The organism is Pseudomonas putida (genome assembly GCF_005080685.1).
Lineage (GTDB): Bacteria > Pseudomonadota > Gammaproteobacteria > Pseudomonadales > Pseudomonadaceae > Aquipseudomonas > Aquipseudomonas putida_V.
The window spans coordinates 5,509,820-5,524,135 of the sequence record NZ_CP039371.1; the positions used below are offsets into that span (position 1 = coordinate 5,509,820).

Annotated in this window: 12 protein-coding genes, 1 tRNA gene and 1 pseudogene; 6 read left to right on the plus strand and 8 right to left on the minus strand. The window is 63.5% G+C overall.

Annotated elements, in window-relative coordinates:
* Positions 1-121 precede the first annotated feature (121 nt).
* Both cysE and trmJ read right to left on the minus strand, forming a co-directional pair.
* Positions 122-907, minus strand: coding sequence for a serine O-acetyltransferase (gene cysE, locus E6B08_RS25680; RefSeq protein WP_136916538.1), 786 nt, complete (start codon positions 905-907; stop codon positions 122-124).
* Positions 908-910: 3 nt separating this feature from the next.
* Positions 911-1,681 carry a tRNA (cytosine(32)/uridine(32)-2'-O)-methyltransferase TrmJ gene (gene trmJ, locus E6B08_RS25685; RefSeq protein ID WP_136916539.1) on the minus strand — a complete coding sequence of 257 codons (771 nt, stop codon included), beginning with the start codon at positions 1,679-1,681 and terminating at the stop codon, positions 911-913.
* Between the two features lie 151 nt (positions 1,682-1,832).
* Between trmJ and suhB the strand changes: the two genes are divergently transcribed.
* Positions 1,833-2,651, plus strand: coding sequence for an inositol-phosphate phosphatase (suhB, locus tag E6B08_RS25690; RefSeq protein ID WP_136916540.1), 819 nt, complete (start codon positions 1,833-1,835; stop codon positions 2,649-2,651).
* Positions 2,652-2,852: 201 nt separating this feature from the next.
* Here the strand turns inward: suhB and E6B08_RS25695 are convergent, their stop codons facing one another.
* The 6 genes from E6B08_RS25695 to queA form a co-directional block, all read right to left on the minus strand.
* On the minus strand, positions 2,853-3,395 hold the full coding sequence (locus E6B08_RS25695) for a glycine zipper 2TM domain-containing protein (protein ID WP_136916541.1): 543 nt from the start codon (positions 3,393-3,395) through the stop codon (positions 2,853-2,855).
* A 119-nt stretch (positions 3,396-3,514) separates the two neighbouring features.
* On the minus strand, positions 3,515-4,423 hold the full coding sequence (gene secF / locus E6B08_RS25700) for a protein translocase subunit SecF (protein ID WP_136916542.1): 909 nt from the start codon (positions 4,421-4,423) through the stop codon (positions 3,515-3,517).
* A gap of 10 nt (positions 4,424-4,433) precedes the next feature.
* Positions 4,434-6,296: a protein translocase subunit SecD gene (gene secD / locus E6B08_RS25705; RefSeq protein ID WP_136916543.1), complete on the minus strand. Its 1,863-nt coding sequence runs from the start codon at positions 6,294-6,296 to the stop codon at positions 4,434-4,436.
* Between the two features lie 63 nt (positions 6,297-6,359).
* On the minus strand, positions 6,360-6,695 hold the full coding sequence (yajC, locus tag E6B08_RS25710; RefSeq protein ID WP_110735801.1) for a preprotein translocase subunit YajC: 336 nt from the start codon (positions 6,693-6,695) through the stop codon (positions 6,360-6,362).
* Positions 6,696-6,735: 40 nt separating this feature from the next.
* Entirely contained in the window at positions 6,736-7,851 is a 1,116-nt protein-coding gene (gene tgt / locus E6B08_RS25715; protein WP_192938705.1) for a tRNA guanosine(34) transglycosylase Tgt, read from the minus strand.
* A 14-nt stretch (positions 7,852-7,865) separates the two neighbouring features.
* Positions 7,866-8,915: a tRNA preQ1(34) S-adenosylmethionine ribosyltransferase-isomerase QueA gene (gene queA / locus E6B08_RS25720; RefSeq protein WP_136916545.1), complete on the minus strand. Its 1,050-nt coding sequence runs from the start codon at positions 8,913-8,915 to the stop codon at positions 7,866-7,868.
* A 107-nt stretch (positions 8,916-9,022) separates the two neighbouring features.
* Between queA and E6B08_RS25725 the strand changes: the two genes are divergently transcribed.
* The 5 genes and pseudogenes from E6B08_RS25725 (at position 9,023) to E6B08_RS25745 (ending at position 14,308) form a co-directional block, all read left to right on the plus strand.
* Positions 9,023-9,107, plus strand: a tRNA-Leu gene (locus tag E6B08_RS25725).
* 195 nt (positions 9,108-9,302) lie between these two features.
* The gene (locus E6B08_RS25730; RefSeq protein ID WP_136916546.1) at positions 9,303-10,238 is read left to right on the plus strand and encodes a LysR substrate-binding domain-containing protein; all 936 of its coding nucleotides are present in this window, start codon (positions 9,303-9,305) and stop codon (positions 10,236-10,238) included.
* Between the two features lie 131 nt (positions 10,239-10,369).
* A pseudogene (tcuA, locus tag E6B08_RS25735) lies at positions 10,370-11,823 on the plus strand (FAD-dependent tricarballylate dehydrogenase TcuA).
* Positions 11,810-12,967, plus strand: a complete 1,158-nt coding sequence (gene tcuB, locus E6B08_RS25740; RefSeq protein ID WP_136916547.1) for a tricarballylate utilization 4Fe-4S protein TcuB — start codon at positions 11,810-11,812, stop codon at positions 12,965-12,967. The pseudogene tcuA and the gene tcuB overlap by 14 nt, the downstream one beginning before the upstream one ends.
* Positions 12,968-13,015: 48 nt before the next feature.
* A complete protein-coding gene (locus tag E6B08_RS25745) occupies positions 13,016-14,308 on the plus strand; it encodes an MFS transporter (protein ID WP_136916548.1) in 1,293 nt (430 codons plus the stop codon).
* The last annotated feature ends 8 nt before the right edge of the window (positions 14,309-14,316 follow it).

The window sequence follows — 14,316 nt, forward strand, 5'->3', positions numbered from 1 at the left end:
TAAGTCAACTATTAGACCTACTGCTTTAGTCGGGTTTGCATCAGGGAGGCGGGCGCGATTGTAGCAGCAATGGGGCGTGAGCACACGCTCCATATGTCAGAGGGCCGCCATCGCGGCGCAATCAATGCGGCTGAGTGTCGCGTTGGGCAGCCTGGGTCTGATCGGCAAAATCATCTTCGGGCAGCGCCGGCAGCTCCTTGGCACAGTAGTCGCTCCCCATCTTGGTCAGCGCACCGCACATGCCCTCGAGGCGTTCGTCCACCGCCTGCAGGTGGTCGAGCATCTGGCCGATGGCACGCGCCACCGGGTCAGGCATGTCGCCGCTGACACCATAGGCGTCGAAGCCGATCTTTTCGGCCATGGCCTTGCGCTTGGCCTCGACTTCGCTCTCCTCGCTCTTGACGATGATCCGCCCCGGGATGCCGACTGCAGTGGCGCCGGCCGGCACCGCCTTGGTGACCACCGCGTTGGAGCCGATCTTGGCCCCGGCACCGACAGTGAACGGCCCGAGCACCTTGGCTCCGGCACCGACCACCACGCCGTTTTCCAGGGTCGGGTGGCGCTTGCCCTTGTTCCAGCTGGTGCCACCCAGGGTCACGCCCTGATAAAGCGTCACATCGTCGCCGATCTCCGCGGTTTCACCGATGACGATACCCATGCCATGATCGATGAAGAAGCGTCGCCCGATGGTGGCGCCAGGATGAATCTCGATACCGGTCATCCAGCGACCGAAGTTGGACACCAGGCGCGCCAGCCACTTGAAATCACGCGTCCACAGGGCATGGCCGAGGCGGTGCAACCAGATCGCATGCATGCCCGGATAGCAGGTGAGCACCTCGAAGGCGTTGCGCGCCGCGGGGTCACGATGGAATACGCTCTGGATATCTTCACGCAGACGTTCGAACATCTGTCAGTCCTTCCGTTTATGCGGCTCGCCCCGTGCGACCTTCTGGGTCTCGGTGAGGATGCCGCGCAAAATGCTCATTTCCGAACGATTGACCGCGCTGCGCCCGTACAGCCGGCGCAGGCGCGGCATCAGGTGCTTGGGCTTCTCGGGGTCAAGGAAGCCGATGTCCACCAGGGTCTTCTCCAGGTGTTCGTAGAACAGCTCCATTTCGTCCATGGTCGCCGGCTCGTTGCTGCGCAACGAGCTGGCCTCGAACTTCTCGACTTTCGACGGCGCGCCTTCGGCCGCCAACCAGGCCATGCGCACCTCGTAGGCGAGCACCTGGACCGCGGCAGCGAGGTTCAGCGAACTGAAGTCGGGATTCGACGGAATATGCACGTGGAAGTGACATCGCTGCAGTTCTTCGTTGGTCAGGCCGGCGTGCTCGCGCCCGAACACCAGGGCGATCTCTTCGCCATCGCCGGCGTGCTCCACCGCCTTGGCCCCGCACTCGCGCGGATCGATCAGCGGCCAGGGGATGCTGCGCTCACGGGCGCTGGTACCCATGACCAGCGTGCAGCCGACCAGCGCGTCCTCGAGGCTGCCGACCACCTGGGCATTGGCCAGGATGTCATCGGCACCCGAGGCGCGCGCACTGGCGTCGGCGGACGGGAATTCTTTCGGCTGCACCAGCACCAGGCGCGACAAGCCCATGTTTTTCATGGCACGCGCAGCGCCGCCGATGTTGCCGGGGTGGCTGGTATTGACCAGAACAACACGAATATTTTGCAGCAAGGTGTTGTGCTCACAGATGTGGGTTTGGGGGCTAACGATCTTACAGAACCGACCAGCGTAACGCCACGAAAGCAAATGTGACACTTCTGCCGCCAAACTTTTCTGTTAGAATGTCCGGCTTTCTTCTTTAACATCTCCAGGTGACCCGCCCATGCAGCCTATGCTGAATATCGCCCTGCGCGCCGCTCGCAGCGCCAGTGAACTGATTTTCCGCTCCATCGAACGCCTGGATAGCATCAAGGTCGACGAGAAAGAGGCAAAGGACTACGTCTCCGAGGTTGATCGCGCCGCCGAGCAGAGCATCGTCAACGCCCTGCGCAAGGCCTACCCGAACCACTCCATTCAGGGCGAGGAAACCGGCCTGCACGCCGGCACCGGCGAAGAAGGCAAGGACTACCTGTGGATCATCGATCCACTGGACGGCACCACCAACTTCCTGCGTGGCGTTCCGCACTTCGCCGTCAGCATCGCCTGCAAATACCGTGGCCGCCTCGAGCACGCCGTGATCGTCGACCCGGTTCGCCAGGAAGAATTCACCGCCAGCCGTGGCCGCGGCGCCCAGCTCAACGGTCGCCGCCTGCGCGTCAGCTCGCGCACCAGCCTGGAAGGCGCCCTGCTGGGTACCGGCTTCCCGTTCCGTGACAACCAGATGGCCGAGATGGACAACTACCTGGGCATGTTCCGCGCCCTGACTGGCCAGACCGCCGGCATCCGCCGCGCCGGCTCCGCCAGCCTGGACCTGGCCTACGTTGCTGCCGGCCGCTTCGACGCCTTCTGGGAGTCGGGCCTGTCCGAGTGGGACATGGCGGCAGGCGTACTGCTGATCCAGGAAGCGGGCGGCCTGGTGAGCGACTTCAACGGCGGCCACGACTTCCTCGAGAAGGGCCATATCGTCGCTGGCAACATCAAGTGCTTCAAGGCCGTGCTGACTGCCATCCAGCCACACCTGCCCGAGTACATGAAGCGCTAAGCGCTGATTGCAAGCACAAAAAAGCACCCCGCGGGGTGCTTTTTTTGTGTCCAATGACCAGCCCTTTGGGAGCGGCCTTGCGTCGCGAAAGGGTCGCGAAGCGGCCCCGGGAATCTTTGTCGCATCAAAAATTGCCGGGACTGCTTCGCAGTCCATTCGCGACGCAAGGCCGCTCCCACAAAAAGCAGTGCAGGCCTGGGATCACTGATCGGCTTCGCTCAGGATCAGTTTGCCGTTCTTGTCCACCGGAATGGTCGAGCCAGGCTCACGATCCATCTTCACCTGCCCCACCTGATCACCGAGGGTGTACTTGACGTTGTAGCCAACCACCTTCTCGCTGATGTCATTGACGGTATTGCAGCGGGTTTGCGTGGTGGTGTAGGTGTCACGCTCCTGCATGCCTTCCTGCACCTTGTTACCGGCATAGCCACCACCGACCGCACCGGCCACGGTAGCGATCTTCTTGCCGGTACCACCGCCGATCTGGTTGCCCAGCAAGCCACCTGCCAGGGCGCCGACAACGGTACCTGCGATCTGGTGCTGGTCCTTGACCGGCGCCTGACGGGTCACGGTGACGTCCTTGCAGACCTCACGCGGCGACTTGACCTGCTGCTTGATCGGCTGCACGTCGGTGACTTGCGCGTACTCGGGCCCTTTATTCACCAAGCTGTAGGTCGCCACAGCACCTCCGGCGGTTACACCGACAGCACCCAGAACCGCACCCACCAGCATTGATTTATTCACATGAACCTCCTGACCTGACCGCGGGAACTGGCCCGCCTTCTCCCTGCCTTGGAGCATAAAAAAAGGCGCAAGTTCAGCACTTGCGCCTTTTAAGCCGCCGAGCGGCGTAGGCAAAAGCCTTATGGACGGTCGTCCACACCCTCGGTCTTGGCCGGCGGGATCAGGTCTTCGCTGTTCAGGTTCAGCCAGATCAGCACCACGTTGGCGATGTAGATCGACGAGTAGGTACCCGCCATGACACCGATGAACAGTGCCAGGGAGAAGCCGAACAGGTTGTCGCCACCGAAGAACAGCAGCGCAGCGATCGCCAGCAGGGTCGACACCGAGGTGGCGATGGTGCGCAGCAAGGTCTGGGTGGTCGAGACGTTGATGTTCTCGATCAGCGAAGCCTTGCGCATGACGCGGAAGTTCTCGCGCACCCGGTCGAACACGACGATGGTGTCGTTGAGCGAGTAGCCGATGATCGCCAGCACCGCCGCCAGTACCGTCAGGTCGAAGGTGATCTGGAAGAACGACAGGATACCCAGGGTGACCACCACGTCGTGGATCAGCGAGATGATCGCACCCACGGCGAACTTCCACTGGAAGCGGAATGCCAGGTAGATGAGGATGCCACCGAGGGCCAGGAGCATGCCCATGCCGCCCTGGTCACGCAGCTCCTCGCCCACCTGCGGGCCGACGAACTCGACACGCTTGACCGTGGCCGGGTTGTCGCCGCCTGCCTTTTGCAGGGCTGCAGCCACCTTGTTACCCAGCTGCGGGTCGTCGCCCGGCATGCGCACCAACAGGTCGGTGGTGGCGCCAAAGCTCTGCACCACGGCCTCGTGGAAGCCCGAATCGACCAGCTCGGCACGCACCGCCTTGAGGTCGGCCGGGCGCTCGTAGGTCAGCTCGATCAGCGTACCGCCGGTGAAGTCGAGGCCGAAGTTCAGGCCTTTCTGCCACCAGCTGAACAATGCCAGCACGGTGAGGAGCACGGTAATGGCGAACGCGACATTGCGCACGCCCATGAAATTGATGGTTTTCATCGCAGCTCCCTCAAACCCACAGCTTCTTGATGTCACGCCCGCCACAGGTCAGGTTGACCATGGCACGGGTCACCATGACCGCGGTGAACATCGAGGTGAAAATCCCGAGGGACATGGTAACCGCGAAGCCCTTGACCGGGCCGGTACCCATGGCGAACAGGATACCGCCGACCAGCAGGCTGGTCAGGTTGGCGTCGATGATCGCGGTGTAGGCACGGTTGAAGCCTTCGTGGATGGCGCGCTGCACGGACATGCCGGCTTTGAGCTCCTCGCGGATACGCGAGAAGATCAGCACGTTGGCGTCGACCGCCATACCCATGGTCAACACGATACCCGCGATACCCGGCAGGGTCAGGGTAGCGCCCAACAGCGACATCAGCGCCAGCAGCAGCACCATGTTGCCCGCCAGGGCGATGGTTGCGATCACGCCGAAGCCGCGGTAGATGGCGATGATGAACAGCGAGACGAACAGCATGCCCCACAGGGACGCATCGATGCCCTTGGTGATGTTGTCGGCACCCAGGCTCGGACCGATGGTGCGCTCTTCAGCGAAGTACATCGGCGCTGCCAGGCCACCGGCCCGCAGCAGCAGGGCCAGTTCGGACGATTCACCCTGGCCGTTGAGGCCGGTGATACGGAACTGGCTGCCCAGCGGCGACTGGATGGTCGCCAGGCTGATGATCTTCTTCTCTTCCTGGAAGCTCTGTACGGCAACGTCCTTCTCGACGCCGTCGACGGTCTGCTTGACGTAACGGGTGATCGGCTTCTGCTCGATGAAGATCACCGCCATGCTGCGGCCCACGTTGCTGCGCGTTGCGCGGCTCATCAGCTCGCCGCCGTGGCCATCCAGGCGGATGTTGACCTGCGGGCGACCGTGCTCGTCGAAGCTGGCCTGGGCGTCGGTGACCTGGTCACCGGTGATGATCAAGCCACGCTCGACCGGGGCGGAACGGCCGCCTTCACGGAACTCGAAGACCTCGGTAGTGGCCTTGGAGGCGCCAGGTTCGGCACCGAAGCGGAACTCAAGGTTCGCGGTCTTGCCGAGAATACGCTTGGCTTCGGCAGTGTCCTGCACGCCTGGCAGCTCGACCACGATGCGGTTGGCGCCCTGGCGCTGAACCAGCGGCTCGGCCACGCCCAGTTCGTTCACACGGTTGCGAACGGTGGTGAGGTTCTGCTTGATCGAGTATTCGCGGATCTCGGCAACCTTGGCCTGAGTCAGCGCCAGACGCAGCACGGCGAGGTCGTTGCGCTCGCTGGTGGTCAGGTCGAAATCATTGAAATTCTTGCGGATCAGGGCACGTGCCTGTTCGCGGGTAGCATCGTCAGCGAAGCCCAGCATCACAGCGCCATCCTGCTGCGGCAGGCTGCGGTAGCGGACGCGCTCTTTACGCAGCAAGGTCTTGACCTCGCCTTCGTAGACTTTCATGCGGGCGGTCATGGCCTTGTCCATGTCCACTTCCAGCAGGAAGTGCACACCACCGGACAGGTCCAGGCCCAGCTTCATCGGGCTCGCGCCCAGGTTGCGCAGCCACTGAGGAGTGGTCTGGGCGAGGTTGAGGGCCACGACGTAATCATCGCCCAGTGCCTTGCGCACCACATCCTTGGCCGGCAGTTGGTCTTCCTGATTGGTCAGGCGAATCAGCCCACTGCCCTTCTCGCCGAGCCTCGCGCCCTTGACGGTGATCTTGGCATCGGCCAGCGCCTTGCTGACGCGGTCGAGGTCGGCCTGGCTCACCTGCAGCGCCGAGCTGGCACCGCTGATCTGCACCGCCGGGTCATCCGGGTAGAGGTTGGGTGCGGAATAAATAAAACCGACCGCCAGTACCAGCACGATCAGTGCGTATTTCCACAGAGGATATTTGTTCAGCATCACGCCGCCCGTTCAAGACGCGGGGCGCGTTGCGCGCCCCACTGGAAAAATAAAACCGGTAACTCAGATAGCCTTGAGCGTACCTTTTGGCAGGGTCGCGGCGATGGCGCCCTTCTGGAACTTCAGCTCGACGTTGTCGGACACTTCCAGGACCACGAAGTCATCGGCGACCTTGACGATCTTGCCGGCGATACCGCCATTGGTGACAACTTCGTCGCCTTTCTGCAAGTTGCTCAGCAGGTTCTTCTGCTCTTTGGCACGCTTGGCCTGTGGACGCCAGATCATCAGGTAGAAGATGACCAGGAAACCGACCAGGAAGATCCACTCGAAGCCGGTACCGGCTGGGCCAGCGGCAGGTGCTGCAGCGTCCGCGTAGGCGGCGGGAATCAAGAAGCTCATTAGGCACTCCAGTTGCTAAGTTGTTTATAAGAGCGGACAGTCAGTCCAAGGGCGGCACAGGCAGCCCACGCTTGGCATAGAAGGCGTCGACAAAGGCGGCCAATTTACCCTGTTGAATAGCCTCGCGTAAACCGGCCATCAAGCGCTGGTAATGGCGCAAGTTGTGGATGGTATTCAGCATGCTGCTCAACATTTCGCCGCATTTGTCCAGGTGATGGAGATACGCGCGGGAGAAGTTGGTGCAGGTATAGCAATCACAGGTCGGATCCAGCGGCGAATCATCATGGCGATGGAACGCATTGCGGATCTTGATCACCCCTGTATCGACGAACAAATGGCCATTGCGTGCGTTACGTGTCGGCATCACGCAGTCGAACATGTCGACGCCGCGGCGCACACCCTCAACGAGATCTTCCGGTTTGCCTACCCCCATAAGGTAACGAGGTTTGTCAGCCGGCATCTGGCCCGGCAGGTAGTCGAGTACCTTGATCATTTCGTGCTTGGGCTCGCCCACCGACAGGCCGCCGATGGCCAGGCCGTCGAAGCCGATGTTCTCCAGGGCTTCCAGCGAGCGCAGGCGCAGGTCCTGGTACATCCCGCCCTGGACGATGCCGAACAGCGCCGCGGTGTTGTCGGCGTGGGCGTTCTTCGAACGCTGGGCCCAACGCAGCGACAGCTCCATGGAGGTGCGCGCGACGTCGTGCTCGGCCGGGTACGGCGTGCATTCATCGAAGATCATGACGATGTCCGAGCCCAGGTCGCGCTGGACCTGCATGGATTCCTCGGGCCCCATGAACACCTTGGAGCCGTCGACCGGCGAGGCGAAGGTCACGCCTTCTTCCTTGATCTTGCGCATGGCGCCCAGGCTGAATACCTGGAAACCACCGGAATCGGTGAGGATCGGGCCCTTCCACTGCATGAAGTCGTGCAGGCCGTTGTGCTTCTTGATCACCTCGGTACCTGGGCGCAGCCACAGGTGGAAGGTGTTGCCGAGGATGATTTCGGCGCCGATGGCCTCGATATCGCGCGGCAGCATGCCCTTGACCGTGCCATAGGTACCGACCGGCATGAACGCCGGGGTCTCTACCGTGCCACGGGGAAAGGTCAGGCGGCCACGACGGGCCTTGCCGTCGGTGGCCAGCAGTTCGAAGGACATTCGACAGGTGCGACTCATGCTTGATCCTCTGGGCCGCGTGGCGCCGGATTGCGGGTGATGAACATGGCATCACCGTAACTGAAGAAGCGGTAGCCCTGCTCGACCGCCGCCGCGTAGGCAGCCATGGTCTCGGGGTAACCGGCGAAGGCCGAGACCAGCATCAGCAGCGTGGACTCCGGCAGATGGAAATTGGTGACCAGGGCGTCGACCACGTGGAACGGCCTGCCTGGGTAGATGAAGATATCGGTGTCGCCACTGAAGGCCTTGAGCACGCCATCGCGCGCCGCGCTCTCCAGCGAGCGCACACTGGTGGTTCCTACCGCCACCACGCGACCGCCTCGGGCGCGGCAAGCCTCGATGGCATCGACCACGTCCTGGCTCACTTCGAGCCATTCCTTGTGCATGTGGTGGTCTTCGATCTTGTCGACCCGCACCGGCTGGAAAGTACCGGCGCCGACGTGCAGGGTGACGAAGGCCCGCTCCACGCCCTTGGCGGCGATCTTTTCCAGCAGCGCCTCGTCGAAATGCAGGCCAGCGGTGGGCGCTGCCACCGCGCCGGCGCGCTCGGCGTAGACGGTCTGGTAGCGCTCGCGGTCGGCGCCTTCGTCGGGACGGTCGATGTACGGCGGCAGCGGCATGTGGCCGACGCGGTCGAGCAGCGGCAGCACCTCCTCGCTGAAACGCAGTTCGAACAGCGTGTCGTGGCGGGCGGTCATTTGTGCCTCGCCGCCGCCGTCGATGAGAATTTGCGTGCCGACCTTGGGCGCCTTGCTGGCGCGCACGTGGGCGAGCACGCGGTGGCTGTCGAGCACACGCTCGACCAGCACTTCCAGCTTGCCGCCGGTGGCTTTCTGGCCGAACAGCCGCGCCGGAATTACCCGGGTGTTGTTGAACACCATCAGGTCGCCCGGGCGCAGGTACTCGAGCAGGTCGGGGAATTGCTGATGCACCAGCGCCCCGCTCGGCCCATCGAGGACCAGCAGGCGGCTACCATGGCGCTCGGCCAGTGGGTGGCGGGCGATCAGGGAATCGGGGAGTTCGAAGGAAAAATCGGCGACGCGCATGATGATGTTCGGTTCGGCAGGGCCGGGAAGTTTAGCCCAATGTGTGAAAATTGACCATGAAACCCGATTGACCGACGTTTGGCACCTCTCTATACTGCGCGCCACACGCCCTGATGGCGGAATTGGTAGACGCGGCGGATTCAAAATCCGTTTTCGAAAGGAGTGGGAGTTCGAGTCTCCCTCGGGGCACCAAATCCGAAAGAACCGACCTATATGGTCGGTTTTTTTATGCCTGAATGATTAGCGCCTACCTAAGAACGCTAGCAATCCTCCGGCGGCAGGACTCGATCCTTCGGCTGTTACATGAATCGAGCACATCCCAGGCGCACGCGTCCAAGCTCCGATTCAAGCTACCCTATGCGCCTAGTTTCCCCTCTGGAGCCTCCCTTGGAACTCAGGCAACTGCGCTACTTCGTCAAGATCATCGAACACGGCAGCCTCGGCCGCGCCGCGCTCGAGCTGGATGTCGGCGTTTCGGCGTTGAGCCAGCAGATTGCCAAGCTTGAAAACGAACTGAGCACCCGACTGCTCAACCGCACCACCACGGGCGTCACCCCGACCAGCGCCGGCGTGGCCTTCCTGCACCATGCCCAGTTGAGCCTGCGCCAGGCCGAGAACGCCGTGCTGGCCGCGCATCGTGGGCGGCGCAGCGGCTACGTCACCGTCGGCCTGCCGCCGACCACCGCCACGGTCCTGGCCCTGCCGCTGATCAACGCCATGCGTGAACACTACCCCGACATCCAGTTGCACCTGGTCGAGATGCTCTCCGGGCACCTGGCCGCGCAGCTCAATGCCCGGCAGATCGACCTGGCCATCCTGTTCCAGCTGGAGGGCGGCAAACGCTGGAGCGTGACGCCGCTGCTCGATGAAAAGCTGTTCGTCATCAGCCCACCGCACCTGGCCCAGGCGCTCGCCCACGACAGCGTGCAACTGGCGGACCTCGGCCAGTTGCCGCTGGTCATGCCCAGCGCCCAGCACGGCCTGCGCTCGACGCTGATGGCAGCGTTCGAACGCTCGGGCCTGGCGCCTAACATCACCATGGAGGTCGATGGCCTCGCGGTGCTGATGAACGCCGTGCGCGCCGGGCACGCCGCGACCATCCAGCCAGGCGCCGCGGCAGCGCTCAAGGGCGAGTCCGGTTTGCGCGTCGCGCAGATCAGCGACGCCCACGTCGGGCGTCGCAACCTGCTGGCGACCCTGGCGGACGACGAACTGTCGCCAGCCGCGCTGGCGGCGCGCCGGGTGATCGTCGATGTCGCCCGACGGCTGGTCGCCGAGCGGCACTGGCCCGGCGCGACCTGGATCGCCGACCAGAGCACCTGACGCCAAAAGCCTTTAGAAAAACTAAACACCCCACAGCCCGCCGCGCCTTTCGACAAACTGGCGGTTTGCCTACCTTGCGCTCATCCGCAAGGGGCCCTTCGTTCATGCCTCCTTGCGACCGAGGAGCGAAGATGATCGATGTTCTTGTAATTGGCGGAGGTAACGCCGCCCTCTGCGCGGCGCTGATGGCGCGTGAGGCCGGGGCCAGCGTCATGCTGCTCGAAGGCGCACCGAAAGCCTGGCGCGGTGGCAACTCGCAACACACCCGCAACCTGCGCTGCATGCACGATGCCCCGCAGGACGTGCTGGTGGATGCCTATCCCGAGGAGGAGTACTGGCAGGACCTGCTCAAGGTGACTGGCGGCCTGACCAACGAGAAGCTGGCGCGCATCGCGATTCGCGCCTCGTCCAACTGCCGGGACTGGATGCGCGCGCATGGGGTGCACTTCCAGCCGCCGCTGTCCGGCGCGCTGCATGTCGCGCGGACCAATGCGTTTTTCATGGGCGGCGGCAAAGCGCTGGTCAACGCCTACTTTCGCAGTGCCGAGCGGCTGGGCGTGCAGATCCGCTATGACGCCCAAGTCAGCGATATCGAACTTGACCATGGCCGTTTCGTCGCCGCCCACCTTGCCGAGCGCGAAGTCGACGGGCAACGACTGCCCGCCGAACGCATCGTCGCCAAGGCCTGCGTGCTGGCTGCGGGCGGTTTCGAGTCCAACCGCGAGTGGCTGCGCCAAGCCTGGGGGCAGAACGAGCGCGGGGAGTGGCCCTCGGACAATTTCCTGATCCGCGGAACCCGGTTCAATACCGGCGTTCTGCTCAAGCGCATGGGCGAACTGGGCGCCGACATCATCGGTGACCCGACCCAGGCGCACATGGTCGCCATCGACGCCCGCGCGCCCCTGTATGACGGCGGTATCTGCACCCGTATCGACTGCGTGTCGCTGGGGGTGGTGGTCAACCGGGACGGCGAGCGGTTCTACGACGAGGGCGAGGATTTCTGGCCCAAGCGCTATGCCATCTGGGGCCGCCTGGTGGCCGGGCAACCCGGGCAACAGGCGTACTCGATCATCGACCAACAGGCCATCGGCCGTTTCATGCCTCCGGTTTTCCCAGGCACCAGCGCCAATACCCTGGCCGAGCTCGCCGGCAAGCTGGGCCTGCCGCAAGCGCAGTTCATCCAGACCATCGAGGACTTCAACCGCGCCTGCCGAGTCGGGACCTTCGACCATACCGCCCTGGACGATTGCCACACCCAAGGGCTGACGCCTGCCAAGACCCACTGGGCGCGACCACTGGTCAAGCCCCGTTCTACGCCTATCCGCTGAAGCCGGGCGTGACCTTCACTTATCTGGGCCTGGCCACCGACGAAACCGCCGCCGTGCATTTCGCCGGCAAGCCGAGCCGCAATCTGTTCGTCGCAGGAGAAATGATGGCCGGTAACGTATTGGGCAAGGGCTACACCGCAGGTATCGGCATGGCCATCGGCACGGCCTTTGGCCGCATCGCCGGAGTCCAGGCGGCGGCCAGCGCAGGTTTTGCAGCCTGCACCCAGCCAATGGAGGCTCGCCATGCAGCTGTTTGATCCCAACACCACCCAACAGCTGATCCCGGTACTGAATGTCCAGGAGTCCGAAGTCCAGCGGCAGATGAGCATCTGCAATGCCTGCCGCTACTGCGAAGGTTTCTGCGCGGTGTTCCCGGCCATGACCCGCCGACTGGAGTTCGCCCAGGCGGATATCCACTACCTGGCCAACCTCTGCCACAACTGCGGCGCCTGCCTGCATGCCTGTCAGTACGCCGCGCCCCATGCCTTCGAGGTCAACGTGCCCAAGGCCATGGCCAAGGTCCGCCTCGACACCTACAGCGAATACGCCTGGCCACGCGCCATGGGCCGCTTGTACCAACGCAACGGCCTGACCCTGGCCTTGGCGTCCGGCTTCGGCCTGGTGCTGTTCCTGTGCTTGAGCCTGCTGGCCATGGGCAATTTGTTCAGCGCCATGCCCGGTGGCAACTTCTACCGAATCTTCCCGCACAACACCTTGGCGCTGATGTTCGGCGCGGTGTTCGGATTCGCACTGATCGCCCTGGGCGTGGGGGTGCGCAAGTTCTGGCGCGATGTCTCGCCCCCAGCCGCTGCTGCTGCACTGAAAACCTCGGCCGCACTGGAAGCGACCGCCAGCGTGGCCCGGCTCAAGTACCTCGATGGTGGCCACGGCCAAGGCTGCAACAACGCCGATGACCGCTTCACCCTGTGGCGCCGGCGCTTCCACCACCTGACCTTCTACGGCTTCCTGCTCTGCCTCGCTGCCACCGCCACCGCCACGCTCTACCACTATCTGCTGGGCATGGCGGCGCCCTACCCGGTGCTCAGCGCGCCGGTGCTGCTCGGCATCACCGGTGGCCTGGGCCTGCTGGTAGGCCCTGCCGGACTGCTCTACCTGAACCTGCGCCGCAACGAGGCCCACGGCGACGCCCAGCAGAAGCCGATGGATCGCGGCTTCATTGCCTTGCTGTTCCTGGTCAGCGCCAGCGGCCTGGCCCTGCTAGCGTTTCGCGAAACGGCGGCCCTTGGCCTGCTGCTGGCCATTCACCTGGGCCTGGTCATGGCGTTCTTCCTGACCATGCCCTACAGCAAGTTCGCCCACGGCATCTTCCGCAGCGCGGCACTGCTCAAGTACGCCATCGAAAAACGCCAACCCAACCCGATCAATGCCGCAAGCGACTGACTGCTGCACTCACCCTCAAAAACAACAAAATCGAGCACAACGGTAGCCATGATGAAAACAACAATGCAAACCAGGGGGGCCAAGCTGGGCGCCATCCTGCGGGTCACCAGCGGCAACTTCCTCGAACAGTTCGACTTCTTTCTGTTCGGCTTCTATGCGACCTACATTTCCCGCACCTTCTTTCCGGCCAGCAGTGAGTTCGCCTCACTGATGATGACCTTCGCGGTGTTCGGCTCGGGCTTCCTGATGCGCCCCCTCGGCGCCATCGTGCTGGGGGCTTACATCGACAAGGTGGGGCGGCGCAAAGGCCTGATCGTGACGTTGTCGATCATGGCCGCCGGCACGGTGCTGATCGCCCTGGTGCCGGGCTATGCCAGCATCGGCCTGCTGGCACCGCTGCTGGTGCTGCTGGGGCGGTTGCTGCAAGGCTTTTCAGCGGGCGCGGAAATGGGCGGGGTTTCGGTCTACCTCTCGGAGATCTCCACGCCGGGGCACGTCGGTTTCTATACCAGTTGGCAGTCGGCGAGCCAGCAAGTGGCGATCGTGGTGGCAGCAGCATTGGGCTACACGCTCAATGCCTCGATGGAAGCGGCCGAGGTGGCCGCCTGGGGTTGGCGCATCCCGTTCTTCATCGGCTGCGTGATCATTCCGTTCATCTTCATCATCCGTCGCTCGCTGCAGGAGACTGAAGCGTTCAAGGCGCGCAAGCACCACCCCAGCGCCGGCGAAGTGTTCCGCTCGATGCGCGACAACTGGCGCACGGTGCTCGCCGGCGGCTTGCTGGCGTCGATGACCACCACCACGTTCTACCTGATCACGGTGTATACGCCGACCTTCGGCAAGACCGTGCTGCACCTGAGCACCACCGACAGCCTGGTGGTCACGCTGCTAGTCGGGGTGAGCAACTTCATCTGGTTGCCCATCGGTGGCAGCCTGTCCGACCGCATCGGCCGACAGCCACTGCTGCTGGCGATCTCGCTGCTGTGCATCTTCACCGCCTACCCCGCCATGCACTGGCTGGCCGAAGCTGCGAGCTTCGAGCGGCTGCTGGCGGTGCTGCTGTATTTCTCGTTCTTCTTCGGCATGTACAACGGTGCCATGGTCGCGGCGCTGACCGAGGTCATGCCGCAGAACGTGCGGGTGGTGGGGTTCTCCCTGGCATTCAGCCTGGCCACGGCGTTGTTCGGTGGGTTCACGCCGGCGGTGTCGACGCTGCTGGTGCAGACGACGGGGGACAAGGCCTCTCCGGCGTTCTGGCTGATGTTTGCCGCTGTGTGCGGCTTTACTGCAACGACGATGCTCTACCACCGAGCGAGGCCGGTGACCGTGAGCCCTGCATGATGGCTTAT